The sequence below is a fragment of the Mycobacterium sp. NGS16 genome, from assembly GCF_059813225.1.
The window spans coordinates 483,661-508,992 of sequence record NZ_JCALEE010000002.1 but is presented as its reverse complement, the minus strand read 5'-3'; the positions used below and the strand labels follow the sequence as shown (position 1 = coordinate 508,992).

The window sequence follows — 25,332 nt, the reverse complement described above, 5'->3', positions numbered from 1 at the left end:
TGCTAGCGCGGCCGCACCACCACTTCCTGCAGCTGCGCCTCGGCCGGGGTGTGCACCGCGGCAGCCACCACTTCGGCGACGGTGTCGGGACGCAGGAAGCGGCCCGAGTCGTACTCACCACCCTCGTAGGCGACCAGGTCTTGCTGCATCTCGGTGTCGACGCGGCCGGGGTAGACCGTGGTCACGCGCAGCGCAGGCTCGTCGTTGCGCAGCGAGTCCGCGAACGCCCGAAGCGCGAACTTGCTGGCCGAATACGACGCCATCCCGGGCGAAACCCGTTGTCCGGCACCGGAGTTGATGAACACCACCTGTCCGCGAGCCTGCCGCAGCGCGGGCAGAAGCGCGCACGTCAAGGCGACCGCGCCGAAGACGTTGACCTCGAAGGTGGCCCGCCACTCTTCGATCGAGGACTCGCCGGCCGCGCCGGGCAGCATCACCCCGGCGTTGTGTACCAGCACGTCGAGCTGGTCGACGATCTCGGTGGCCGACTCGATCTCCTCGGCGTCGGCGAGGTCCAGCGGCCAGGTGGTAGCGCCGAGCCGTTCGGCCACGGCGTCCAGGCGTGCCGACGGCCGGCCGGCCAGCAGCAGCGTGTGAGTGGGCGCCAGGGCGGTCGCGATCGCCGAACCGATCCCGCCGCCGGCGCCGGTGATCAGCGCGGTCGGCATCAACCGCAATCCAGCGGGCAGTCCGCCGCATCGTCCCCGGACGCAGCGGCCACGTCGGCGGCACCGCAGTTGGCCAGCCGCTCCAGGGGTTCCAGCGCCCGGGTCAGGGTGTCCAAGTCCTCCGGGCTGAGCCGGCTCAGCATCGCCGCGAGGGCTGCATGCCGGTTGGCCAGCGACTGACGGTGACTCGCCAAACCCTCCTCGGTGATGTCGACCAGCACCGCCCGCAGATCCGAGGGGTCACGGCTGCGTTTGACCAGGCCGATCTTCTCCAGCCGGCGGATCGCCACCGTGGTGGTCGGGGTACGCACCCGTTCATGGGCAGCCAGTTCGGTCATCCGGATCGGCCCACGGTCCAGCAGCGTGACCAGGATCGACAGCTGAGCCAGCGTCAATTCACCGGTCTTCTCGCCGCCGCTGATTTCGCCGCGCCGGAGTATCGAGAACAGCTTCGACAGCGAACGATGCAAGCCTTCTGCGACCGCCGTCACCTGCGGCGTATCGGCTTTGCTCTCCGCCATAGTTCGCCAGTCTAACCTGTGGTTCTCATGAGGGGGGATAGGTCGCGCAGGTTGCTGTCAGAGCACCTGGGACAAGAACTTCTGCAGCCGCTCGGTCTCGGCGTTGTCGAAGATCTGCTCCGGCGGACCCGATTCCACCACCTTCCCGCGGTCCATGAACACCACGGTGTCCGACGCCGACCGGGCAAAGGCCATCTCGTGGGTGACCACCACCATGGTCATGCCGTCCGCGCCGAGTTCGGCGATCAGCGCCAGGATCCCCTTGACCAACTCGGGGTCCAGCGCCGAGGTGGCCTCGTCGAAGAGCATCACCTGGGGGGCCATCGCCAACGCCCGGGCGATCGCCACCCGCTGCTGCTGCCCGCCCGAGAGCGCCGCGGGCCGCGCGGCCGCCTTGTTCTTGAGCCCGACCCGCTCCAGCAGGCTCAGCGCGAGCTCGCGCGCGGCCTCATGGGACATCCCGCGCAGCTTGCGCGGGCCGAGACTGATGTTGTCCAGCACACTGCGGTGCGGAAACAGATTGAAATGCTGGAACACCATGCCGATCCGTTGGCGCAGCTGGTCGGGATCGTCGCCGAGCACTGATCGACCGCCCAGCAGGATGTCGCCGGCGTCGGGCTCATGCAGCCGGTTCAACGTGCGCAGCATCGTCGACTTACCCGAGCCGGACGGCCCGATCACCGCCGCGGTGCTGCCCGCCGGCACGTCGAGGTCGACGCCGCGCAACACGGCGTTCTTCCCGAAGGACAACTGAATCCCTTTGGCCACCAACGACACCGGCTCACGGGAGGCTGCCGCGGTCACGTCATCTCCTGACTGGACAGCGCCGGGCTCAGCTCAACCGAATCGTCGGGCTCGGCGGGCCGCCCACGCCGAAGCCGGTGGTCGACGACGTTCACCAGATGCGTCAACGGGATGGTCAGCGCCAGGTACACGACACCGGCCGCCACCAGGGGGGACAAGCTGCCGGTCTGGGCGTTGAAGTCGCGGCCTACTTGGAACAGTTCGCGCTGGCCGGCGACCAGGCCCAAAAAATACAGCAGCGCTGAGGCTTTCAGCAGCGCGATGAATTGGTTGACCAGCGCCGGCAGCACCCGCCGGATGCCCTGCGGAATCACCACCAGGCGCATCGACTCGGGGTAGCCGAACCCCAGCGCCCGGGCGGCCTCCAGTTGGCCGGACTCCACGCTCTGGATGCCTGAGCGCAGGATCTCCCCGATGTAGGCCGCGGCGGTCAGTCCCAGCGCCGCGATGCCCAGCGGGTACGGGTTGTTATGGGTCAGCCCGCTCACCAGCGGCCCGACCGCCAAGCCGATGAGCAGGATGATCAGCACCTCGGGCAGGCCACGGAAGATGTCGGTGTAGACCCGGGCCGGCCAGCGCAGCCACCGGGTGCGCGAGATCCCGGCGACGGCCAGGCCCAGCCCGGCCACCAAGCCGATGATGCCGCCGCTCACGGTCAGCAGCAGGGTGTTGGGCAGGCCGGTCTTGAGCAGGTCGGGCAGGGCTTCGCGGTACAGCTGCCAGTCGAAGAAGGAGTCGCGCAGCTGCGCCAGAGTCGATTTGGGCGCGTACGGCTGCGACTCGGCCTTGTGGTGGCGTGCGGCGATGGCCACGAAGTCCGGCAGGTGCGGGGTAGCCGCCGACTTGGAGCCCGGCTGCCAGTCCGGCGGCAACGGCCGCGGCACCCAGTCGGTGTAGAGCTGCGGCCAGGTGCCGTCGGCGATCACCGCATCCAGACCCGAGTTCAACGCCGAGATCAGCGCCCGGTTCTCTTTGGCCACCGCGTACGCCTCGAAGCCGGCCGGGCTGAAGGTGTAGCCGACGATCTCGGTCGGGTCGCCGGGCCGCTGGAGGTTGATCGCGGTCAGCGACGGCGCCACCCATGCGTCGACTTGATGGCTTTTCAAGCTGGCATACAGCGTGATCGAGTCGGGGAACCGCACCGGTTCCAGCTCCAGGGTGTCGACAACGTAGGCGTCCTCCACGGTGCCCTGCACCACCGCGATTCGCCGGCCGGCGGTCAGCTTGTCGAAGCCGGTGATCTCCGAGCCGGCCGGAACCACCAGGGCCATGTACCCGAAGTCGTAGCCGTTGGTGAACCCGACGGTGCGGCGGCGCTCGTCGGTGGCGTTGATCGAGGCCGAACCGACGTCGAAGCGTCCCGACTCCACCTGGGCCAGCAGCCCGAAGAAATCGGTGCCGACGAAGTGGATCCGCAGGCCCAGCTTTTTGGCGATGGCCCGCAGCAGCTCGTTGTCAAAGCCGGTGTACCGGCCCTTGGCGTTGATGCAGTTGGTCGGCGGGCTCTCGGTCAGGGTGCCGACGGTCAGCACCCCGGGGGTGGCCAGGCCCAGTTTGGTCACGTCGATCGAGCTCAACGGTTCGACGCCGGCCGTGGTGTATTTGTCCTCGCGCGGCCGCTTGGCGGTGGCCAGCTGGTGGGGCAGCACGACGGCGCCCTCCATGCCCGGCGGTGCGCACTGATCGGGTCCGGCAACCGCCGGTGGCGCCGTTGCCAGGCTGCCCACGATCACCAACGCGGCGATCAGGGCCGACAGTTTCCTGCCCAGTAGCGCTACCCGGTGCGCGCGGGACCTCACTAGGCAACGCTAACGCGGGCGGCTAGTTCTGGTCGCGCCATCGGCACAGCGCCTCGGCGGCGGTCAGGTCATAGTCGGGGCCGTTGCAGCCGAGGGTCAGCAGTCGCACCCCGAGGCCGGTCAACAGCTCGGCCTCGGCGAGCAAGTCGGTCACATTGCCCTGCGTCTGGTCGCCGCCTAACGCGGCCGAGTGTTCGATGCTGGCCGGGTCGCGTCCGACCGCGGCGCAGTGCTCGGCCAAGATCGCCGCCTTGCGCGGATAGACGTCGGAGTCGGCGAAACTGTGCCACATATCGGCGTGCTCGGCGACCATGCGCAGGGTCTTGCGCTCGCCGCCACCTCCGATCAGTATCGGCAGCGCCCGGGTCGGCGGCGGATTCAGTTGCCCCAACCGGGTTTTGATTCGCGGGAGTGCGGCCGCCAGGTCATCGAGCCGGCTACCGGCGGTTCCGAAGTCGTAGCCGTATTCGTGGTAGTCCCGGTCCTTCCAGCCCGAGCCGATGCCCAGGATCAGCCGGCCGCCGCCGATGTGGTCGACGGTGCGGGCCATGTCGGCGAGCAGCTCCGGATTGCGATAGGAGTTGCAGGAGACCAGCGCGCCGATCTCGATGCGCGAGGTCTGCTCAGCCCAGGCCGCCAGCATGGTCCAGCATTCGAAATGCGGCCCGTCGGGGTCGCCGTAGAGCGGGAAGAAATGGTCCCAGTTGAAGGCGATGTCGACACCGAGATCCTCACAGCGCCGGACGGCGTCGCGGATCGCGCGATATTGCGGGGCGTGCTGGGGCTGCAGTTGCACCCCGATGCGGATAGGTCGGGTCATTTCGCCACCCTATCCCCGGAATCGGCCGCTATCAGGTGAGTGCTGCACGCAGCAACTCGACCAGGGCCCGGGGCTGATCGCTTTGCACCGAATGGCCGGCGCCGGCCACCACGTGGGTGGTCAGGCCCGGCGAGCGCCGGGCGTACTCGGCGATGTCTTCGGCGGACACGAACGCCGAGTCACCACCGCGGATCAAGGTGGTCGGTGCGGTGATCGCCGAGACGTCGGTCCAGAGTTCGCTGAAATCTCCGACGCTGCGGATGTTGTCGTACCGCCAGGTCCAGCGGCCATCGGGCAGCCGCCGGCTGTTGTGGAACAGCCCGCGGCGCAGCGATTCCGGGTCGCGGTGGGGTGCGGCCAGCGTGGTCGCGGCCAGCATCGAGCCGAAATCATCGAACGTCCGATCGCCCTGGGCCAACGCCACGGTGCCGCGGTCGGCGGCGCTCATCTGCGAATGCCGTTGCAGCGCCGAGGGAGTCACGTCGACGAGCACCAAGCGGCGAACCAGCTCCGGCGCGGTGGCCGCCAGCCGGATCGCGGTCAGCCCGCCCAGCGACATTCCGACCACCAACTCCGCGGACGGCGCCAGCGCGCGCAGCACCGGCGCCAGGGCAGTGGCGTTGCGCTGCGGGGAGTAGTCGCCGTCGTCGCGCCAGGCGGAACGGCCGTGACCGGGCAGATCCACCGCCAGCGCGGGAAGCCCGAGGCCCAGGACGACGGTGTCCCAGGTGTGGGCGTTCTGCGCGCCACCGTGCAGGAACACCACCCGCGGCGGCGCGGTCCCCCAGCTCAGCGCGCTGACGTCTGCGGTTTGAATGCGCTGTACGGCGGGCAACGGACCGGTCACGCCGGCCTGTTCGGCGTTGCCGGCCAGCAGCGCGAACTCGCCCAGCCCGGCCAGCTCGTCGTCAGTCATCTTGGGCGTTGACTCAGCGTCCACGGCGGAAAAGTGCGAGTAGACCGGGCCCTCAGCGCAGAGTCAACGCCTAGCCGACAATGAACTGCTCGAGCTCGGCCCGGGCAACGTCGTCGGGCAGCTGCTTGGGCGGGCTCTTCATCAGGTATGCCGAGGCGGGGATGATCGGCCCGCCGATGCCGCGGTCCTTGGCGATCTTGGCGGCGCGCACCGCGTCGATGATGATGCCGGCCGAGTTCGGCGAGTCCCACACCTCGAGCTTGTACTCCAGGTTCAGCGGCGCGTCACCGAAGGCCCGGCCCTCCAGCCGCACGTAGGCCCACTTGCGGTCATCGAGCCAGGCCACGTGGTCGCTCGGCCCGATGTGCACGTTCTTGTCCTCCACCTTGCCGGCCAGCGAGCCGGTCAGGTTGGAGGTGACGGCCTGGGTCTTGGACACCTTCTTCGACTCCAGCCGCTCGCGCTCGAGCATGTTCTTGAAGTCCATGTTGCCGCCGACGTTGAGCTGGTAGGTGCGGTCTAGGGTGACGCCGCGGTCCTCGAACAGCTTGGCCATCACCCGGTGGGTGATGGTGGCGCCGACCTGGCTCTTGATGTCGTCGCCGACGATCGGCACGCCGGCGTCGGTGAACTTCTTGGCCCAGACCGGGTCCGAGGCGATGAACACCGGCAGCGCGTTGACGAAGGCCACCCCGGCGTCGATGGCGCACTGGGCATAGAACTTGTCGGCCTCATCCGAGCCCACTGGCAGGTAGGAGACCAGCACGTCGACCTTGGCCTCCTTGAGCACCGCGACCACGTCGACGGCGTCGGCGTCGGAGACCTCGATGGTGTCGGCGTAGTACTTGCCGATACCGTCCAGGGTCGGGCCACGCTGCACCACCACGTTGGTCGGCGGCACGTCGGCGATCTTGATGGTGTTGTTCTCTGAGGCGAAGATGGCTTCGGACAGGTCGAAGCCGACCTTCTTGGCGTCCACGTCGAACGCAGCGACGAACTTCACGTCGCGGACGTGATAGGGACCGAATCGCACGTGCATCAGGCCGGGCACCGTCGAGCTGTCGTCGGCATTCTGGTAGTACTGGACGCCCTGGACCAGCGAGGAGGCGCAGTTACCGACGCCGACAATGGCGACCCGCACATCCGTCGTTTGCTCAGTCATTTCCGACGTTCTCCTTTTTCTGCTGTCACTGCTGACGTGCTTGTTTGTGTTGTCCTGAGACCCGCGCCGTGCAGGCTCAAGAGGATTCGGCTCGGCCCTGCGAGACGCGTTCGGCCGCGATCAGCTCGTTGAGCCATTTGACCTCCCGCTCACTGGATTCCAGCCCGAGCTGGTGCAGTTGGCGGGTGTAGCGGTCCAACGAGTTGCTGGCCCGCGTCACGGCGTTGCGCAGGCCCTCGCGGCGTTCTTCCACCTGGCGGCGGCGGCCTTCGAGGATCCGCATCCGCGCCTCGGCGGGGGTGCGGTTGAAGAAGGCCAGGTGAACCCCGAAGCCGTCGTCGGTGTAGTTCTGCGGTCCGGTGTCGGCCACCAGCTCGTTGAAGCGCTGACGGCCGGCGTCGGTCAGCCGGTACACCCGCCGGGCCCGGCGCACCGGGGTCCCGGCCGGTGCAGCGTCCTCGGCGATTAACCCGGCCGTCTGCATGCGCCGCAGCGCCGGATACAGCGAGCCGTAGGAGAACGCCCGGAACGCGCCCAGCAGACCGGTCAACCGCTTCCGCAACTCGTAGCCGTGCATCGGCGACTCGAGCAGCAAGCCGAGTATGGCAAGCTCAAGCACCGATTCACCTCCCGTTTTGATGAGTTAGCTACGACCGTTCGACGGTTCGGGCCATAGTATCGCGCCGATATAACCGAACCCAAGTGGCCTAGCGTTCGCCCAACGTTCACCGGGGCGAGGTTGCCAGCCGGATTTCGTGCTCGCCGAACTACACCGCCCGCCGTAGTCGGCCGGTCAGGACGGGTAATTGATGCGCTTGACGGTGCCATCGCCGGCGAAGGCGATGTAGCCGCTGCCGTAGTCACTGGAGACGTAGACCGACAGCGATACCGCGCCCGGTGTGGTCGGATCCCGGGCCGGCTCGACGATCAGATAGGTGGATTTGACGTCGGAGGGCTTGATCCCCAGCGTTTCGGGGGCTCCGCGCAGGATTCCGACCGCGGCTTTGGGGTCGAACCCGCTCAGGTCGACCGCGACGGCATCGCTGCTCTTGGCCGAGCTGGACGGGTCGTCCCAGCCACCGCGATAGGTGTAGTTCAGTTCGCGGCGGGCCTCGGCGGGATCGGGCCGGGTCAGCGACGCGTATTCGGGGTAGATGACCAGCCGGTATCCCACGGTGTCACCGAACTTCTGGCGTGCCTGCTCCAGCAGGCCGCTCAACCCGCCCAGCGAATGCAGCTGCCGGGGCGCGGTCAGCACCACCGGGGTGACGCCATCCGGTTTGGCTCCGGGGTCGCTGGTGAAATCCAGCGGGGAACTCGTGTTGCCGTAGACGCCCCAGCCGATCCCGATCCCGAGCAGGCCGGCGGCGACCAACGCCCCCGCGGCGATACCGCGACCGGGCAGTTTCAACGGCTTGGCCAGGACCGGCAGCTGCACCGGCGCGCTGGCGGTCTGCAGATCGGTGATCAGGTCGCGCAGCTCGCCGAGGGTGACCGCGCGGGTGGCCGCGCTGATCCGTTCCCGGTGTTCCTCGGACGACAACTGGCCGTCGGCCAGAGCGGCATCGAGGATCCGGCAGGTGTCATCTCGGTCACTGTCCTTGGCCCGGGTTCCGGGCGTCTGCCGCGTTGCCACGGCGATGATGCTAGAAGCCCGAGGCCAACGAGGGCCGGCGAATCCGCCGGTCGGTGCGGGATAGGGGCGTTCGTCACACCCGCCCGCGCGGACCCGACGTACTCTGGTCACCGTGCGATTGCAGCGACAGGTGGTGGACTACGCGCTTCGGCGCCGTTCCCTGCTGGCCGAGGTCTACTCCGGGCGTACCGGGGTGTCCGAGGTGTGCGACGCCAACCCGTATCTGCTTCGGGCGGCCAAGTTCCACGGCAAGCCCAGTGCGGTGGTCTGCCCCATCTGCCGCAAGGAGCAGCTCACCCTGGTCTCGTGGGTTTACGGCGACGACCTGGGGCCGGTGTCGGGTTCGGCGCGTTCCGCCGAGGAACTGGTCCTGCTGGCCACCCGTTACCCGGAGTTCTCGGTGCACGTGGTCGAGGTGTGCCGGACCTGCAGCTGGAATCATCTGGTGAAGTCATATGTGCTGGGCCTCGCGCGCCCGCCGAAGGGGTCCCGGGGTCGGCGGACGGCACGCAGCGGAGCCCGTACCGCCAGTGAGTAAACACCGCGACGACCGGCCGGAGGCTTCCTCGGCCGGGTCTTCCGACGTCGGGGCTCGCCGCGCGCCGGCGGCGCCCGATGACCGGCAGACCACGATCATCCCGGCCGTCGACGACGCCGTCACCGCCGACCTGCGCGACCCGATCGACGCCGTCAAGGCGGCTCTCGACGGTGCGCCGCGGCAACGCGAGCAGGCGCTGAGCGGACGCAGTTCCCGGCGGCCACCGCCGGAGGAACCGGCCCCGGTGCTGCCGCGGCGAACCACGCGGTCCGAGCAGACGGAGCGGCCCGCTGCACCCGACCTGCGGGACTGGCTGCGCCGGCACCCACCGAACTGGCAGTGGATCCGGCGCGGGCTCTACATCGCCGTCGCGGTGATGCTGCTGCTGCCGATCATCACCTTCGCGATGGCCTACTCCATCACCGACGTGCCCTCGCCGGGGGATATCCGAACCAACCAGGTGTCGACGATCCTGGCCAACGACGGCTCCGAGCTGGCCAAAATCGTTCCGCCGGAAGGCAACCGGGTCGACATCGACATCAACCAGGTGCCGGTGCACGTGCGCAACGCGGTGCTGGCCGCCGAGGACCGCGACTTCTACTCCAACCCCGGCTTCTCGGTGTCCGGGTTCGCCCGCGCGATCAAGAACAACCTCTTCGGCGGTGACACCCAGGGCGGTTCGACGATCACCCAGCAGTACGTCAAGAACGCGCTGGTCGGATCGCAGCGCGCCGGTCTGGGCGGGTTGGTCCGCAAGGCAAAAGAACTCGTGATCGCCACCAAGATGTCCAGCGCGTGGCGCAAGGACGATGTGCTGCAGGCCTACCTGAACATCATCTACTTCGGCCGCGGCGCCTACGGGATCGCCGCGGCCTCCAAGGCCTATTTCGACAAGCCCGTCGAACAGCTCGACGTCGCCGAGGGCGCGCTGCTGGCCGCGCTGATCCAGCGTCCGTCCACCCTGGATCCGGCCGTCGACCCCGAAGGTGCGCTCGATCGGTGGAACTGGGTGCTCGACGGCATGGTGGAGACCGGAGCGTTGACGGCCGGTGAGCGTGCCGCCCAACAGTTCCCGGACACGGTGTCGCCCGAGCTGGCCCGCTCCCAGAACATCACCACCGGGCCCAACGGGCTGATCCAGCGCCAGGTCACCAAGGAACTGCTGGAGCTGTTCAATATCGACGAGCAGACCCTGAACACCCAGGGCCTGCAGATCACCACCACCATCGACCCGCAGGCGCAGAAGGCCGCCGAGGACGCGGTGGAGACCTACCTCAAAGACCAGATCCCCAACATGCGCTCGGCGGTGGTCTCCATCGACCCGCGCGACGGCGCGGTGCGCGCCTACTACGGGGGCTCGGACGCCAACGGCTTCGACTTCGCCCAGGCCGGCCTGCAGACCGGGTCGTCGTTCAAGGTGTTCGCGCTGGTGGCCGCGCTGGAACAGGGCATCGGCCTGGGGTATCAGATCGACAGCTCGCCGCTGACCCTCGACAACGGCCGAACCAAGATCACCAATTCCGAGGGCGAGAGCTGCGGAGTCTGCAACATCGCCGAGGCCCTCAAACGCTCCCTGAACACCGCCTACTACCGGTTGATGCTCAAGCTCAAGAACGGTGCGCAGGACGTCGCCGACGCGGCGCACGCCGCCGGCGTCGCCAAGAGTTTCCCCGGTGTGCCGCACACCCTTTCCCAAGACGGAGGCCCGCCCGAAGGCGGCGTCGTTCTGGGCCAGTACCAGACCAGGGTGATCGACATGGCCTCGGCGTACGCCACGCTGGCCGACTCGGGGGTCTACCACCCGCCGCACTTCGTCGCGAAGGTGGTCAACGCCGAGGGCCAGGTGCTGTTCGACGCGCAGACCTCGGAAGACACCGGCGAGCAGCGCATCCCCAAGGCGGTCGCCGACAACGTCACCGCGGCCATGCAGCCCATCGCCGGCTGGTCGCGCGGGCACAACCTGGCCGGGGGCCGGCCGTCGGCGGCCAAGACCGGCACCACTCAGCTCGGTGACACCGGGGCCAACCGGGACGGCTGGATGGTCGGCTACACGCCGTCGCTGTCGACCGCGGTGTGGGTCGGCACCACCGGCGGCGATGAGCCACTGGTGAATCAGTGGGGCGGGCCGGTGTACGGCGCGGGCATTCCAGCCGACATCTGGAAGGCCACCATGGACGGCGCCTTGCGCGGCACCTCCAACGAATCCTTCCCGACGCCCACCGAGATCGGCGGCTACGCGGGCGTGCCGGCCGCCGCGCCACCGCCGCCGGCGCCGGAGTCCGCGCCGCCGACCGAACCCTCGGAGACAGTCATCCAGCCGACGATCGAGATCGCGCCGGGCATCACCATCCCGATCGGTCCGCCCACCACGATCTCGGCCGTACCACCGGCGCCGTCCACGGCCCAGGAACCACAGTCTCCGGGGGGACCTGAGCAGTCCGCGCCCGCGCCGGCCGAACCGGCGGTTCCAGCGCCCTAGCCAGCGCCTTTCGGCGTCTGGATTCAGCGCGACGCCGGCCGCCGCAGACGTACGCTGGTGAGCATGCGACTGCAGCGACGCATGCGGGAGGACGGGCTTCCAGGCGCTTCGCCGTTGACCGGGGTGACTTCCGGCCGCTGCGCGCACCTGCGGTGAAGAACGGGGGCCCGGCGGCGCCGGGTCTCGACAGCACCATCGCCGACGAACCGGATCTGCGCGACCCCATCGAGCTGGTCGTCGCGGCCCTGGAGCGGCCGCTGCCCGAAAAGCCGTGTTCGGCAAGGGTTTCCCGGGGAACCGTGGACCGCCGGCGAGGCAACTGGCGTTGGATCCGGCGGGGCCTCTATGCCGTCACTGCGACGGTGCTGGTGGCCCCGATGGTGACCTTCGGGATGGCCTACCGCACCGTCGAGATTCCCGACCCCGGCGACATCCACACCGATCAGGTATCGACGATCCTCGCCGCCGACGGTACCGAGCTGGCGAGAATCGTTCCGCCGGAAGGCAACCGGATCGACGTCATGATCAACCAGGTGCCGGTCCATGTGCGCGATGCGGTGCTGGCCGCCGAGGACCGCGACTTCTACACCAACTCCGGCTACTCGTTCCCGGGACTGTTCCGGGCGGTCAAGAACAACCTGCTCGGCGGCGACACCCAGGGCGGTTCGACCATCACCCAGCAGTACGTGAAGAACGCGCTGGTCGGCTCCGAGCGCGCCGGTGTCGCCGGCGTGGTCCGCAAGGGCAAAGAGCTCGTCGTCGCCACCAAGATGTCGCAGGCGTGGCCCAAGGACGAGGTGCTGGAGGCCTACCTCAACATCATCTACTTCGGCCGCACCGCCTACGGGATCGCCGCGGCGGCACGGGCTTATTTCGGCAAACCCGTCGAGGAACTCACCGTCGCCGAGGGTGCTCTGCTGGCGGCGCTGATCCAGCGGCCGTCGGCCCTGGATCCCGCGATCAACGCCGAACGCGCTGTCAACCGGTGGAACTGGGTGCTTGACGGGATGGTGACGACTGGTGCGTTGACGTTCGCCGAGCGGGCCCGGCAGCGGTTCCCGGCCACCATCCCACCGGACCAGGCGCGCAACGCCGACCAGGCGTCCGGGCCCAGCGGGCTGATTCAGCGTCAGGTCATCGCCGAGTTGCTCGATATGTTCGGCATCGACGAGCAGACGCTGAACATGCAGGGGCTGCGGATCACCACCACCATCGACATGAAAGCGCAACGGGCGGTGGAGAAGGCGGTGGGCGCGGTCATGGCCGGGCAGAAATCGGCGCTGCGCGCCGCGGTGGTCGCCATCGACCCGACCAGCGGCGCGGTCCGGGCATACTACGGCGGAGCCGATCCGGCAGGTTTCGACTTCGCCCAGGCCGGGCTGCAGACCGGGTCGTCGTTCAAGGTGTTCGCGCTGGTCGCCGCGTTGGAGCAAGGCCTCGGCCTGGGCTACCGAGTCGATAGCGCACCGTTGACGGTCGGCGGGACCACGATCACCAACGTGGGCGGCGCCAGCTGCGGGGTCTGCACCATCGCCGAGGCGCTCAAGCGCTCCTTGAACACCGCCTACTACCGGTTGATGCTCAAGCTCGAGCACGGCCCGCAAGACGTCGCCGATGCTGCCCACGCCGCCGGCATCGCCGAGAGCTTCCCAGGTGTGCCCTACACGCTGTCCGAGGACGGCCGCGGCGGGCCGCCGGCGGCGGGCATCGTGCTCGGCCAGTACCAGACCAGGGTGATCGACATGGCCTCGGCCTACGCCACCCTGGCCGACTCGGGCGTCTATCACCGGCCGCATTTCATCCAGAAGGTCACCGGGCCGGACGGCCGGGTACTGTTCGACGTCACAGTCACCGCCCGGGACACCGGCGAGCAGCGCATCCCCACGGCGGTGGCCGACAATGTCACCGACGCCATGAAGGCGATCCCGGGTTGGGCGGGTGGGCACGAGCTGGCCGGCGGGCGGCCCGCTGCCGCCAAGACCGGCACCACCCAGCTCGGTAACACCGGTGCCAACCGGGACGCCTGGATGGTCGGCTACACACCGACTCTGTCGACCGCGGTCTGGGTCGGCACCGACAAGGGAGATGAGCCGCTGACGAACAAGTGGGGCGGGCCGGTGTACGGCGCGGGCCTGCCGGCGCAGATCTGGAAGGCCAGCATGGACGGTGCGCTGTCGGGCACCCCCATCCGGGGCTTCCCCAAGCCCGCCGCGATCGGAGGCTTCGCCGGGGTGCCCGCGGCGCCGCCGCCCCCGCCGCCGATCTGGTATGCGCCACCGCCACCGGACGAGCCGGCGGAACTTCCTCCGCCGCCGCCCTTCCCGCTGCCGGAGATGTTCCCGCCACCGCCACCGCCACCGGAGGCTCTGCCGTGACGGAACGCACGGTCTGCTCGCCGCAGCCGTTGGCCGCTGATCTGCGCAGCGCCGACGACCGCGACCTGCCCAGCCGCACCGACGCAATCGTGCACGCCCTGTCCAACACCATCGGCGGGCCGGTGGGCCGGCACGCGCTGATCGGGCGCAGTCGGTTCATGACGCCGCTGCGGGTGATGTTCCTGATCGCCGTGCTGTTCCTGGCGTTGGGCTGGACGACCAAGTCGCCATGCCTGCAGAGCATCGGCAGCGGCGGACCCGATCAGCGGGTGGCCAACTGGAACAACGAACGCGCCTACTTCCAGTTGTGTTACTCCGACGTCGTACCGCTCTACACCGCCGAGCTGTTGAACCAGGGCAAGTTCCCCTACAAGTCCAGCTGGGTGGAGAAGGACTCCTCCGGCAAGGAGCAGATCCGCTACGACGGGCAGCCCGCGAAGCGCTACATGGAGTATCCGGTGGTGACCGGGCTCTACCAGTACTCGGCGATGGCGCTGGCCAAGACCTACACGGCGATCAGCAAAGTGGTGAAGATCCCGGCGCTCAGCGGGGTTGCCGAAGTGGTGGTGTTCTTCGACGTCGTCGCGCTGGGATTGGCCCTGGCCTGGCTGGCGACGGTGTGGTCCACCGCCGCGCTGGCCGGGCGGCGGGTGTGGGATGCGGCGCTGGTGGCCGCCTCACCGCTGGTCATCTTCCAGATCTTCACCAACTTCGACGCGCTGGCCACCGCGTTCGCCGGGTGCGGGCTGCTGGCCTGGGCGCGACGGCGGCCGATGGCGGCCGGGGTGCTGCTCGGGGTGGGCACCGCGGCCAAGCTGTATCCGGTGCTGCTGCTGTTCCCGCTGCTGGTGCTGGGGCTGAGGACCGGGCGGCTGGGTGAAGTCAGGCGCACGGCGGTGGCGGCGGTGGTGGCCTGGGCGGTGGTGAACCTGCCGGTGCTGGTGGTCGCGCCGCGCGGCTGGAGTGAATTCTTCCGGCTCAACTCCCGCCGCGGCGACGACATGGATTCGCTGTACAACGTGGTGAAGTCGTTGACCGGCTGGCGCGGCTTCGACGGCGAACTGGGGTTGTGGGAACCCCCGACGGTGCTCAACAGCGTGGTCATGGTGTTGTTCGGGCTGTGCTGCGTCGGGATCGGCTACATTGCGTTGACCGCGCCGCGGCGGCCACGGCTGGCCCAGCTGGCCTTTCTGGTAGTCGCCGCGTTCCTGCTGACCAACAAGGTGTGGAGTCCGCAGTTTTCGCTGTGGCTGGTCCCGCTGGCCGTGCTGGCCTTGCCGCACCGCCGGGTGCTGCTGGCCTGGATGACCGTCGACGCGCTGGTGTGGGTGCCGCGGATGTACTACCTCTATAGCGTCCCGGATCGCAGTCTGCCCGAGCAGTGGTTCACCACCACGGTGTTGGTGCGTGATCTGGCGGTGTTGGGCTTGTGCGCCTTGGTGATTCGGCAGATCTATCGCCCGCAGCTGGATCTGGTGCGCGAGCGCGGCGTCGACGACCCCGCCGGCGGGGTGTTCGACCGGGCGCCCGATGCCCGGCGGTTCAGCGCGGCTCGACGGCGGGGAGCTGAAGCCGGGACCGCCGCATGAACCCGATGGCAGAACAGCCCTCCGCCGTCGAGTAGCCGCTACGATCATGACGATCTGACCCGGCGCTGCTACCGAGAGATATGGGATATCCGATGAACCGTGCAGTTCGTGTCGCGGCGTGCTCTTCGCTGGTCTTGCTGGCGACGGCCGGCTGTAGCACGACCACGGCAGGAGTCCCCGTCGAAGCGATGATGGCCGATGTGTCTTCGGCCGCCAAGACCACCGCCGCGTCGCCCCCTGACGGGCTGCCGCCCGGGCGCCTCGGTGCCCTGCTGCTCTCCGACGACACGATCAGCAACATCGTCGGGCTGCCGATGCAGCCGACCGGCAGCTGGAAAAGGCCCGGTGCTGTGGTCACGCTGCGGGATCGCAACGACTGCAAGGTCTTGACGGTCTCCGACCAGGATCTGTGGACCAGTGACTTCACCGCCTACCGGCAGGTCGCACATCAGGACAGCGACGAGGTGAACTTCTTCGCGTGGCAGGGTGCCGCAACCTACGAGGACACCCGAACCGCGTCCCGGGTGTTTCAGCGCAGCATCAACCCCGGTCTGCAGGCGCGCTGCAAAACGGCGACGCTGCCCGCCGAGAACGATGAGCAGACGACGTGGCGTGTCGATTCGCTCACGGTGACCGGCTCCGCATTGTCCGTGACGCTGTCGGAAATCCGTCACCAACAGATGACCGGATGGCGCTGCTCAACGCGGATCCGCGTGCAGCGCAACGTGATGCAGCGCGCTGGGGCATGCCAGTTCGGTAACCCGGTGGCAACCGCACAACAGATGGCGGATCTGATCTCAGACCGGATCGGTGGCTGATTAGGTGAACGACGAATCGTCCAGGAGTGGCCTGATGAAGCGGGTTTTTGCAGGGATGGGTGCGGCGGCTCTGTCGGCGATGGCGCTGCTGGGGTGTTCGCACAACGGTGACCCGGCCGACGAACCCGCGCAGGCCGTCCGGCTGCCGGCCCCGGGGGAGACCACCAAAGCCCAGACGTCCGAGGCGGTGGCCCCCACCGGGGAGCCCGCCGCCCGTTCCTCGATGACCCCGGTTCCGCCACCGCTGGTGCTGCCGGATCGGTTGCGCACGCTGCTGTTGCCGCCCGACGTCTCCGGCCCCATCGTCGGGTCACCATTGGGTTTCGAGAAGCGCTACGACCAGCCCGCCCCACCGGTGGATCTGGGCGAGCACGCCGAGTGCGCGGTGCTGCTCGGCCCGGCCATGCCCGCCTTCGGCTTCGAGTGGACGGCCTACAAGGGCGCCCAGCAGAAGGACCGGGAAGACAACGCCGACACCGTCGTCGGTCAGGGCGTGGCGTCCTACCCCGACCCGGACAAGGCCCGCGCCGCGTTCGCCGCGGCGTTCCCCGCCGAGCTGCGCAAGTGCGACGGGGTTGCGGTGCACAACCCACGGGACACCGCCGCCAACCTCAGCTGGCAGTTCCACGTCACCACCGTCGAGGGCACCCGCGCGCAGTGGAGTCGCGTGCAGCTGGTCGACGGTAAGCCGGTCGACTGGAGTTGCGCCTATGAGGCCGACGTCAAAAGCAATGTGCTGCTGTACACCTCGCTGTGCCGGCGCGACGGCGGCGGGGCTGAGGAGGCGGCCCGACTCGCCGAGCGGCTGATGGTCTGGATCCCGGCCGTCTGACCCGCGGCCGGGGTCAGTGCACCCGGTCCAAGACGTGCTGGCTGAGCCGATCCATCGTGACCGCGGCGTTGCCCCACTGGCTGGTCATCACCTCGATCATGAAGTTGGCGCCGACGGCGACGAGGAACGCAGAGGTGAATCCCATATTCGCGCCGTTGTGGCGAGCCGAGAGCAGCCAGGAGATCACTCTCGCGTCCGGGTTGGATTCGATGTGCACCAGGTCCATGGTGACGCCCGGATCGACATCGGCCCCAGCCAGCCGTGCATTGCGGCAGCGGTCGATCGCGGGCCGGTTGTAGGTGTTGGTGAACGCCGCGTCCGCCTCCGCCACCGACGGAAAGGTCGTCACCGCGACGACCGCGGCTGCGTCCTGGGAGCGGTTCTCCCACCGCTGCCATCGGTGCGATGCATAGTTGCTCCCCACCAGCTCGGTGGTGCCCACCTCGTAGAACGCCCGACAGTCATCTCGCTGGCGGAGCCGTTCCGGCGGCGCCGGCACCATGCTCACCGGACCCGTGCTGGACATGGGCATCCCGGCGTAGCCGCTGACCTCGTCGTCGGACGGGATCAGCGTCATGACCTGGCCGGGCTGCACCCAGTTGTCGTCGGCGACCGCCGGAGCCGGAAACGCGCCCAGTGCCGCAGCGGCAATCGCCCCCACGACGCATGATCGGCGGTGGCGTGACGGGACAGCGCGGCCATGACGGAGTCTCACCATGGCGGTGAGCCTAATCGGGGGGCAGGTCCGACCGATTTCGCACCGGCGGTCTGCCTCCGGTAACCTAGCCGGGTTGCCGACGCAGGCGACCCTCCTGCCGTGGTCAGATCCACGGCCGCACTACGACCATAGGAGGTGATGAGGTTCCCATGCGTCCATACGAAATCATGGTCATCCTTGACCCCACCCTCGACGAGCGCACCGTCGCCCCGTCCCTGGAGACGTTCCTGAACGTCATCCGCAAGGACGGCGGAACGGTCGAGAAGGTCGACATCTGGGGCAAGCGCCGGCTGGCCTACGAGATCGCCAAGCATGCCGAGGGCATCTACGCGGTCATCGACGTCAAGGCCGCCCCGGCCACGGTGTCCGAGCTTGACCGTCAGCTCAGCCTGAACGAGGCAGTGCTGCGCACCAAGGTGATGCGGACCGACAAGTCGTAGCAGGCTGTCGCCGCCGTTGCGTAGGCTCAGCTGACACATGCAGCGTCGACACCGACCCTAGGAGGGCCCCGTGGCTATTGGTGACACCACGATTACCGTCGTCGGAAACCTGACCGCGGACCCGGATCTGCGGTTCACCCCGTCGGGGGCGGCGGTCGCCAACTTCACGGTGGCGTCCACCCCGCGGGTCTACGACCGGCAGAGCGGTGAGTGGAAGGACGGCGACGCGCTGTTCCTGCGGTGCAATATCTGGCGTGAGGCCGCGGAGAACGTCGCCGAGAGCCTCACCCGCGGATCGCGGGTGATCGTCACCGGGCGGCTGCGGCAGCGGTCCTTCGAAACCCGCGAGGGCGAGAAGCGCACCGTCTACGAGGTGGAGGTCGACGAGATCGGCCCCTCGTTGCGGTACGCCACCGCCAAGATCAACAAGGTCAGCCGCGGCGGCGGCGGAGGCGGTTTCGGCGGGGGCGGCGGCATGCCGGCCTCGGCGGGCCCGTCCGGCGGCGCGCCCGCCGAAGACCCGTGGGGCAGTGCTCCGGCGTCCGGCTCGTTCGGCGGCGCCGACGACGAACCGCCCTTTTAGACCAACGAACCACAGCACGAAAGAGATAGATAGATGGCGAAATCCAACAAGCGGCGGCCGGCTCCCGAAAAGCCGATCAAGACCCGCAAGTGCGCGTTCTGCTCCAACAAGAAGCAGGTGATCGACTACAAGGACACCTCGCTGCTGCGCACCTACATTTCTGAGCGGGGCAAGATCCGCGCCCGCCGTGTGACCGGCAACTGCGTTCAGCACCAGCGCGACATCGCGCTCGCGGTGAAGAACGCCCGCGAGGTCGCGTTGCTGCCCTTCACCTCGTCGGCGCGCTAGCCGATCAGTCCAGCCGAGAAAGTACGAAACGATGAAGCTGATTTTGACCGCTGAGGTGGATCACCTCGGGGCGGCCGGAGACACCGTCGAGGTCAAGGACGGATACGGCCGCAACTACCTGCTCCCGCGGGGGCTGGCGATCGTCGCCTCGCGCGGCGCGCAGAAGCAGGCCGACGACATCCGCCGGGCCCGCGAGACCAAGCAGGTGCGCGACCTCGACCACGCCAAGGAGCTCAAGGAGGCTCTGCAGGCGCTGGGCACCGTTTCCCTGCCGATGAAGACCGCCGCCGACTCGGGCAAGCTGTTCGGTTCGGTGACCGCCGCCGACGTGGTCGCGGCGATCAAGAAGGCCGGCGGGCCCAACCTCGACCGGCGGATCGTCCGGTTGCCCAAGGCCCACATCAAGGCCGTCGGCAGCCACCCGGTGTCGGTGCACCTGCACCCCGACGTCGACGTCGACGTCACGCTCGACGTCACCGCGGCGAACTAAGCGCTTACCCGCACAGCCCCGGCGGGCCCTGGTCGGCTCCGCCGGGGTTTTGCTGTGCTCGGATCCGGTTAACGTCGGTTAACTCTGGCTAACTTTTGGGCACGTGCATAGTCCTGGTGCTATTTACCGGGTCGTGGAGCGCCGTCCACCTGCTCGCAAGGCAACACGCCCAAGATGGCAACCTGAAACGACACGCCGAAGAGATTGTCCTCCACAGCTCCAACGCCTCGGTGTGGTGCGCTTACCTGCGGAGATAGCGGAACGGAAGGGAACAATCCACAGGTCTTCCCCACCGTCCCAAACAAGTGGAGGACCGGTGTGCACACTTCATCCACAGCTTTGTGAACAAGCGCGTTTGGTGCGTCCGCCAGCAACGCCTACCGTCAACCCGGCACGAAGCGACGGGGGTGTCGGTGCCCGCGATTATGGTCGCGGCATCAGCGTCGAATAGACGTTCGAACGTGCCGCGGAGGAGGTGGGGCGTATGGCAGTGGTCGACGATCGTGGGCACTCTGAGCTCGAGGAGCCGCCCCGCGAGGATGTCGGCCGCCAGCCGCCCCAAGATGTCGCCGCCGAACAGTCGGTGCTCGGGGGCATGCTGCTAAGCAAGGACGCCATCGCCGACGTGCTGGAGCGGCTGCGGCCCGGCGACTTCTACCGGCCGGTGCACCAGAACATCTACGACGCGATTCTGGATCTCTACGGGCGCGGCGAGCCGGCCGACCCGGTGACGGTGGCCGCCGAACTCGACCGCCGCGGCCTGCTGCGCCGGGTGGGTGGGGCTCCGTATCTGCACACGCTGATCTCGACGGTGCCGACGGCGGCCAACGCCGGCTACTACGCCGGCATCGTCGCCGAGAAGGCGCTGCTGCGCCGGCTGGTGGAGGCCGGCACCCGCGTGGTGCAGTACGGCTACGCCGGCGCCGAGGGCGCCGATGTGGCCGAGATCGTCGATCGGGCCCAGGCCGAGATCTACGACGTCGCCGACCGGCGCTTGTCCGAGGACTTCGTCCCGCTCGAAGACCTTTTGCAGCCCACCATGGACGAGATCGACGCGATCGCCTCGCACGGCGGGATCGCGCGCGGCGTGCCGACGGGCTTCACCGACCTCGACGAGGTGACCAACGGGCTGCACCCGGGGCAGATGGTGATCATCGCGGCGAGGCCGGGTATGGGCAAATCGACTCTGGCACTGGATTTTATGCGGTCGTGCTCGATCAAACACCGCCTGCCCAGCGTCATCTTCTCGCTGGAAATGGGCAAGTCCGAGATCGTCATGCGGCTGCTCTCGGCCGAGGCAAAGATCAAGCTGGGCGACATGCGCTCGGGCCGGATGACCGACGACGACTGGACCCGGCTGGCGCGGCGGATGAGCGAAATCAGCGAAGCGCCACTGTATATCGACGATTCGCCGAACCTGACCATGATGGAGATCCGCGCCAAGGCCCGCCGGCTCAAGCAGAAGGCCGACCTGCGCCTGGTGGTCGTCGACTACCTGCAGCTGATGACCTCCGGCAAAAAGGTGGAGTCGCGGCAGATCGAGGTCTCTGAATTCTCAAGGCATCTCAAGCTTTTGGCTAAGGAGCTGGAGCTGCCGGTGATCGCCCTTAGCCAGCTCAACCGTGGCCCCGAGCAGCGCACCGACAAGAAGCCAATGCTGGCAGATCTCCGCGAAAGTGGAAGTTTGGAGCAAGACGCGGACATGGTTATACTTTTGCACCGCCCTGACGCCTTCGAGCGCGACGACCCCCGCGGGGGAGAGGCCGACCTGATTTTGGCCAAGCACCGCAATGGGCCGACGAAGACCGTAACGGTGGCGCATCAACTGCACTTGTCGCGGTTTACGAATATGGCGCACTAGGGACTGCCAGTTTGTAGGGTCTTACGCTGCGTGTCATATTCTCCGCGGCCGTGTCACGTCCTTGTCATGTGTCTCACGAACGTGTCGCGCGCCCGCACCCATGTAGCTCGCACCGGCCCCGCTAGCAGTCGTGACGCGAGCGGGCGCCAATAGGAATGAGTAGAAATGGAATTGATTACAAAGCAAGGCCAATGTCCGTGGCGGCAGCCAGGATAGCCGCGTGAAATGCCCGGCTTCGTTCGAGCGCGCCTGCCCGGGCTCCGTTCGAGGCCGCGCCTAAACGTCGGTCTCCGATGGCTGTAGCCTCACCGGACTGCTCCAGGACTTTCGACCGGGTAGTCGAGCTCGCGGCAGCCCTCGATCAGTCGGTGGTCGTAGGTCACGACAGCAGTGAGCGCATCACCCAGCTGGGCAGCGGACGCGAGATGAATGGCGTCCAGAGAGCGCAGCGTCTCCGGTCCGATCGTTTGGGCCATCTCGACCACCTCGTCGGTGACGGCAAGGATGTCGAGATCCTCGTCCAGGATGCGCCGCGCGGTGGCGACGATCTCGGTGTCCCCGCTCCGGAGCGCGGTTCCCATCAACTCCACGCGCCCCACGGCACTGGTGACATGGTCGCGGTCCTGGGCGCTGACCAGCCACCGCCGAAGATCGGCCGACTCGGGCTCCCGCACGATCAGCTTCACCAGCGCGGAGGTGTCCATGTAGATCATCGGTCCTCGCGCAACTCGGTCAGGACCGCACTCAAGTCCCGCCGTGGCAGGCCCTCGGTCTCGATCGAAGCGAGACCGCCGCGCCGGCGGGCCGGCTTCATGGAACCGCTGGCGATGAGGCTGTCTCGGGTGCGGTCAGTGGCGGTGACCGGAACCAGCCGCGCTACCAACCGGCCCCGCATCGTTACCGACAGCTCCTCACCCGCTTCGACCCGGGCCAGGTACTTACTCGCGTTCTGTCGTAACTCGCGGACCCCAATAACGTTCACGCCCCGGACTGTAGCACATAAAGTGCTACCAGCACGTGCGGGTACGGCACTTGGCGTCCTCGGCCCAGCGGCGAGATGGCGCAATCGCGTCGGCTATTACGCCGGGATCGTCGCGGAGAAGGCGTGCTCGACAAGATTGAACGCGATGTCGCGCACGTTGCTCTTTAGTGCCTCACGGGGCGTGACGGTGTCATGCCCTGGCCGTACGTCTCAACTCGTGTCATGCGGGCGGGGGCAGTCTTCATGCAGCGGCTCACTCGAGTTCGACGAACCACGCGGGTGGAATATCTTGGCTGAGAACCGTGTGCAGTTCGTCGTAGCTGTGCCCGAAAGCGGGTGCGAACCGGGTGGCATCCCACTCGTCCATCCACGCCAAGTACTCACTCATGGACCCCGCAGTCCGTACGAACACCGCCCCTGCGCGCGAGTCCTGCTGGTATCGAACGAATTCGATTCCGCGAGCCGGCTTGTCGCGGTACCAGCTGGTGCCGATGTTCGGTAGTCCGCGCAAGGCTCTGGCTTCCTCTGCGATCAGGAACAACAGGAACTTCTGAGCGTCGTCGAGTAGGAGGAACCCCCAATTCTGGCGCCAGGTATTGCGATCACGTTGCTGTACAACCCATCTGTCGTCGGAGTTGAGAAATAACCCGAACTCAATACCGCCCAGACTGAAGGTGAGCATGCCATCGGTGACTGACGGGTGCTCCTCACCCCACAGTCTCTCGCTGGCCGTCAACAAAGGCCCAAAGTCCGCAGGCAGCCAAGGAAATCGTTCGGCGTCGAAAAACGGGTGCCTGCCCTCGGTCGCGATAATCCGCCACTGAAACCATGCCTGGGCGACAGGGCGGTACGGCTCGGGGTAGGCACGCAGATCGACCCTGGGAACTGCGATGTGGTCCGGGGGTAGGGGGAGCGACGCGATCTCGGCACGCGTCGGTCTCGCGAGCCCGGCATCGATGAGCCGTAACAAGGGGCCGGTGTGGTTGTTCTGATCGAGCAGCCGATACGCAGTACCACCGCCAGGCTGGCCGAACCATGGAGCCGCGACGAACGACTCGATATGCCATCCGAGGGGAAGCTCGCTGCCACTGGCGAGCTCGAACCGAGAGAATTCTCTGATCGCTAGATTGGGAGGAAGCGATCGCTGCGCATAAGGGGTGCCGTCGGCATAGAGCCACCCTCCCCGTTGGCTCCCGTTGAGCTCCACGATCACCGACTCAGGCTAACCAACTTCCCTGCGATGCGCCGCACGGAACGCCGCCGGCGCGCGGGGCTCAGTCATCGGGCAACCTGGCAGCCGGAAGGCCATGCGGCAAGCGCCGGCGGATGTCGCGCAGGCTGGGAACGCATCGCCCCGTGCCCGAGTATCTCGGCTACGGAGTTGCCGGCACCGTCACCGGTCACACCCGAAAGATGTTGACTGTCTCGCGAAGTCCCAGGGTGCGTGGGTCGTGGCGCCCGGTAGCAGCGAGAAGGAATTCGTGGGCGTCGATTCCGCTTTCCTCCGGGAATGCCGCGGCCGGTAGCGCAAGCAGGCGGGCCAAGCCCGAGTCGGCCGCAGCGATCGGGTCGCGGCGTAGGGCGCCAAGGACGAAATCCAGGCTGTCATCAAGCCCCTCGCCCAAATCCGATGGCGCCTTGATGGCGTTGCGGATGTCGTCGGCGTGCACGTAGGCGTCCATCAAGAGCGCATGTATCGCCTCACCAATAGTGAAACGCGGTAAGGGGCTGGGCCGGGCCCAGATGTGGTCGTCGAAGGCGGCCACCAGCTCGGCCATCGCCTCGCCGATCTTCCGCATCTGGGCGGCAAGGCCGGTGGGCGGTTGGGCGCGCAGCGACGCCGCCTGCTTATCGGCGTTGCGCGTCCCGCTTGCGCCCGTGACGGTGTCGAGCGCCTGACCCACCACATGGGCGGCGACGTCGCGCACCTGCCAACCGGTGCAGCGGCTGGCACAAGTCCACATCGATGTATCGAGCGTGGCCAGCAGATCCGCGAAGCTCTGGTACTCGCGGAGCAAGCCGGCCGTCGTGCGCTCACGGGTGAGCACAGGACGACTCCTCCAAGCGTTCCTGCACATCTCGCAGCCGCCTCAGCTGCACCTGGAACGCGTCCTGCGTGAGCACTCCGATACGGCAGACTAAGTGACGCGCTCCGGCCTCGATGTAGGTCGCCAGCTTGGCCGCAACCGCCTCAGCGGACCCGGCGGCGAAGGCCTGGATACTTTCGACGGCCGCCAGCGGAAATCCATACGTAGCGGTGGTGAATCGATCAAGTTCGGATCGGCCGCCATCTGGCGAGTCCGTCACCAGGACCGTCACAAAGAGCGCCGGGGTGACGGCGTCAGTCGCTCGCCCAGCCAGCGCGGCTGCGGCGTGAACCTCACCGAGACCGGTCGCGAAACGCGATGGTGTCGGCGGGTAGGGCAGCCAACCGTCATAGGTCGACCCCGCGCGGGCACGGGCGCGCGCAGTGTCGCCGGCAAGCCAGACCGGCGGCCCGCCCGAATTGAACGGCGTTATGCCAGAGGGGATGTCACTAAGACTCAGCGTTTCGCCGCGAAACGTGCTCGGGCCCGCTCCGGCCCAGAGCTGCCGCCAGAGCGCAACGGTCTCATCGAGCCGCCGGGAGCGGCGTCGCCAGGATACTTCCGACACCGCGTATTCGGTCTCCGATAGCCCCGGAAAGCCGGCACCGACGGCGACGACGAGTCGACCCTGCGCCAATCGATCGAGGGAGGCCAGCGTTTGCGCGGCTTGCACAGGTCTGCGTAATGCGGGAAGAAGCGCGGCGGTGCCCAGTGTTAGCCGCTCAGCCACCGAAGCGGCGGCCGCAAGGAATGTCAGTGCTTCGATACGGGGGCCAATCAACGAGTCGTTGGCCCACAGCGAGTCGAAGCCGAGATCCTCGACGGTTCGCACCATACGGACGAGTTGGCCAGGTTCGGTACCCGGCCACTGGTCGGCGGCCAGCAGCGCCACCACCCCGACACGCAATGCATGAGAAGTCATGGTC

General features: G+C 67.8%; 26 protein-coding genes. 11 read left to right on the top strand and 15 right to left on the bottom strand.

The window, feature by feature from the left end; genetic code table 11:
• Window positions 1-2: 2 nt before the first annotated feature.
• The 9 genes from AC5Y4Q_RS08065 to AC5Y4Q_RS08025 form a co-directional block, all read right to left on the bottom strand.
• Entirely contained in the window at window positions 3-668 is a 666-nt protein-coding gene (locus tag AC5Y4Q_RS08065; RefSeq protein WP_064921190.1) for an SDR family oxidoreductase, read from the bottom strand.
• The gene (locus AC5Y4Q_RS08060) at window positions 668-1,189 is read right to left on the bottom strand and encodes a MarR family winged helix-turn-helix transcriptional regulator (protein WP_064921191.1); all 522 of its coding nucleotides are present in this window, start codon (window positions 1,187-1,189) and stop codon (window positions 668-670) included. The genes AC5Y4Q_RS08065 and AC5Y4Q_RS08060 overlap by 1 nt, the downstream gene beginning before the upstream one ends.
• A 57-nt stretch (window positions 1,190-1,246) precedes the next feature.
• A complete protein-coding gene (locus AC5Y4Q_RS08055) occupies window positions 1,247-1,993 on the bottom strand; it encodes an amino acid ABC transporter ATP-binding protein (protein ID WP_064921192.1) in 747 nt (248 codons plus the stop codon).
• Complete coding sequence (locus AC5Y4Q_RS08050) at window positions 1,990-3,657, bottom strand: ABC transporter substrate-binding protein/permease (RefSeq protein WP_234786335.1); 1,668 nt, start codon at window positions 3,655-3,657, stop codon at window positions 1,990-1,992. Before AC5Y4Q_RS08050 ends, AC5Y4Q_RS08055 begins: the two co-directional genes overlap by 4 nt.
• Before the next feature lie 157 nt (window positions 3,658-3,814).
• Window positions 3,815-4,612: an LLM class F420-dependent oxidoreductase gene (locus tag AC5Y4Q_RS08045; protein ID WP_125224941.1), complete on the bottom strand. Its 798-nt coding sequence runs from the start codon at window positions 4,610-4,612 to the stop codon at window positions 3,815-3,817.
• 31 nt (window positions 4,613-4,643) lie between these two features.
• Entirely contained in the window at window positions 4,644-5,528 is an 885-nt protein-coding gene (locus AC5Y4Q_RS08040; RefSeq protein ID WP_064921194.1) for an Rv0045c family esterase, read from the bottom strand.
• A gap of 70 nt (window positions 5,529-5,598) precedes the next feature.
• A complete protein-coding gene (locus tag AC5Y4Q_RS08035) occupies window positions 5,599-6,690 on the bottom strand; it encodes an inositol-3-phosphate synthase (protein ID WP_125224940.1) in 1,092 nt (363 codons plus the stop codon).
• Window positions 6,691-6,766: 76 nt separating this feature from the next.
• The gene (locus AC5Y4Q_RS08030; protein WP_064921196.1) at window positions 6,767-7,309 is read right to left on the bottom strand and encodes a PadR family transcriptional regulator; all 543 of its coding nucleotides are present in this window, start codon (window positions 7,307-7,309) and stop codon (window positions 6,767-6,769) included.
• 174 nt (window positions 7,310-7,483) lie between these two features.
• Window positions 7,484-8,326, bottom strand: coding sequence for a DUF1707 SHOCT-like domain-containing protein (locus AC5Y4Q_RS08025; protein WP_125224939.1), 843 nt, complete (start codon window positions 8,324-8,326; stop codon window positions 7,484-7,486).
• A gap of 112 nt (window positions 8,327-8,438) precedes the next feature.
• Between AC5Y4Q_RS08025 and AC5Y4Q_RS08020 the strand changes: the two genes are divergently transcribed.
• The 6 genes from AC5Y4Q_RS08020 (at window position 8,439) to AC5Y4Q_RS07995 (ending at window position 16,957) form a co-directional block, all read left to right on the top strand.
• On the top strand, window positions 8,439-8,864 hold the full coding sequence (locus tag AC5Y4Q_RS08020; RefSeq protein ID WP_064921198.1) for a DUF5318 domain-containing protein: 426 nt from the start codon (window positions 8,439-8,441) through the stop codon (window positions 8,862-8,864).
• Complete coding sequence (locus AC5Y4Q_RS08015) at window positions 8,782-11,343, top strand: transglycosylase domain-containing protein (protein WP_419179720.1); 2,562 nt, start codon at window positions 8,782-8,784, stop codon at window positions 11,341-11,343. Before AC5Y4Q_RS08020 ends, AC5Y4Q_RS08015 begins: the two co-directional genes overlap by 83 nt.
• Window positions 11,344-11,495: 152 nt before the next feature.
• Window positions 11,496-13,718: a transglycosylase domain-containing protein gene (locus AC5Y4Q_RS08010; protein WP_499958581.1), complete on the top strand. Its 2,223-nt coding sequence runs from the start codon at window positions 11,496-11,498 to the stop codon at window positions 13,716-13,718.
• Window positions 13,715-15,307: a glycosyltransferase family 87 protein gene (locus tag AC5Y4Q_RS08005; protein ID WP_125225101.1), complete on the top strand. Its 1,593-nt coding sequence runs from the start codon at window positions 13,715-13,717 to the stop codon at window positions 15,305-15,307. Before AC5Y4Q_RS08010 ends, AC5Y4Q_RS08005 begins: the two co-directional genes overlap by 4 nt.
• Before the next feature lie 92 nt (window positions 15,308-15,399).
• Window positions 15,400-16,125: a sensor domain-containing protein gene (locus AC5Y4Q_RS08000; RefSeq protein WP_185746629.1), complete on the top strand. Its 726-nt coding sequence runs from the start codon at window positions 15,400-15,402 to the stop codon at window positions 16,123-16,125.
• A 34-nt stretch (window positions 16,126-16,159) separates the two neighbouring features.
• Window positions 16,160-16,957 (top strand): sensor domain-containing protein, encoded by a 798-nt coding sequence (locus AC5Y4Q_RS07995; RefSeq protein ID WP_125225100.1) that lies wholly within the window; start codon window positions 16,160-16,162, stop codon window positions 16,955-16,957.
• Window positions 16,958-16,970: 13 nt separating this feature from the next.
• On the opposite strand, the gene AC5Y4Q_RS07990 is transcribed toward AC5Y4Q_RS07995, so the two are convergent.
• Window positions 16,971-17,618, bottom strand: a complete 648-nt coding sequence (locus tag AC5Y4Q_RS07990) for a sensor domain-containing protein (protein WP_064921202.1) — start codon at window positions 17,616-17,618, stop codon at window positions 16,971-16,973.
• A gap of 206 nt (window positions 17,619-17,824) precedes the next feature.
• Between AC5Y4Q_RS07990 and rpsF the strand changes: the two genes are divergently transcribed.
• From rpsF to dnaB, 5 genes are all read left to right on the top strand, one after another.
• Entirely contained in the window at window positions 17,825-18,115 is a 291-nt protein-coding gene (rpsF, locus tag AC5Y4Q_RS07985; protein ID WP_064921203.1) for a 30S ribosomal protein S6, read from the top strand.
• 76 nt (window positions 18,116-18,191) lie between these two features.
• Window positions 18,192-18,698 (top strand): single-stranded DNA-binding protein, encoded by a 507-nt coding sequence (locus AC5Y4Q_RS07980; RefSeq protein WP_064921225.1) that lies wholly within the window; start codon window positions 18,192-18,194, stop codon window positions 18,696-18,698.
• A 33-nt stretch (window positions 18,699-18,731) separates the two neighbouring features.
• Window positions 18,732-18,986 carry a 30S ribosomal protein S18 gene (gene rpsR, locus AC5Y4Q_RS07975; protein ID WP_019736050.1) on the top strand — a complete coding sequence of 85 codons (255 nt, stop codon included), beginning with the start codon at window positions 18,732-18,734 and terminating at the stop codon, window positions 18,984-18,986.
• Window positions 18,987-19,017: 31 nt separating this feature from the next.
• Window positions 19,018-19,476, top strand: a complete 459-nt coding sequence (gene rplI, locus AC5Y4Q_RS07970; RefSeq protein ID WP_064921204.1) for a 50S ribosomal protein L9 — start codon at window positions 19,018-19,020, stop codon at window positions 19,474-19,476.
• Window positions 19,477-19,960: 484 nt separating this feature from the next.
• Window positions 19,961-21,337 carry a replicative DNA helicase gene (gene dnaB, locus AC5Y4Q_RS07965; protein ID WP_064921205.1) on the top strand — a complete coding sequence of 459 codons (1,377 nt, stop codon included), beginning with the start codon at window positions 19,961-19,963 and terminating at the stop codon, window positions 21,335-21,337.
• A 305-nt stretch (window positions 21,338-21,642) separates the two neighbouring features.
• Here the strand turns inward: dnaB and AC5Y4Q_RS07960 are convergent, their stop codons facing one another.
• The 5 genes from AC5Y4Q_RS07960 to AC5Y4Q_RS07940 form a co-directional block, all read right to left on the bottom strand.
• On the bottom strand, window positions 21,643-22,050 hold the full coding sequence (locus AC5Y4Q_RS07960; protein WP_125225099.1) for a type II toxin-antitoxin system VapC family toxin: 408 nt from the start codon (window positions 22,048-22,050) through the stop codon (window positions 21,643-21,645).
• A complete protein-coding gene (locus AC5Y4Q_RS07955) occupies window positions 22,047-22,319 on the bottom strand; it encodes a type II toxin-antitoxin system Phd/YefM family antitoxin (RefSeq protein ID WP_125225098.1) in 273 nt (90 codons plus the stop codon). The genes AC5Y4Q_RS07960 and AC5Y4Q_RS07955 overlap by 4 nt, the downstream gene beginning before the upstream one ends.
• 253 nt (window positions 22,320-22,572) lie before the next feature.
• Window positions 22,573-23,532 (bottom strand): TNT domain-containing protein, encoded by a 960-nt coding sequence (locus AC5Y4Q_RS07950; RefSeq protein WP_125225097.1) that lies wholly within the window; start codon window positions 23,530-23,532, stop codon window positions 22,573-22,575.
• A gap of 187 nt (window positions 23,533-23,719) precedes the next feature.
• Window positions 23,720-24,367: a maleylpyruvate isomerase family mycothiol-dependent enzyme gene (locus AC5Y4Q_RS07945; RefSeq protein ID WP_125225096.1), complete on the bottom strand. Its 648-nt coding sequence runs from the start codon at window positions 24,365-24,367 to the stop codon at window positions 23,720-23,722.
• A complete protein-coding gene (locus tag AC5Y4Q_RS07940; protein WP_064921210.1) occupies window positions 24,354-25,328 on the bottom strand; it encodes an LLM class flavin-dependent oxidoreductase in 975 nt (324 codons plus the stop codon). The genes AC5Y4Q_RS07945 and AC5Y4Q_RS07940 overlap by 14 nt, the downstream gene beginning before the upstream one ends.
• Window positions 25,329-25,332 lie beyond the last annotated feature (4 nt).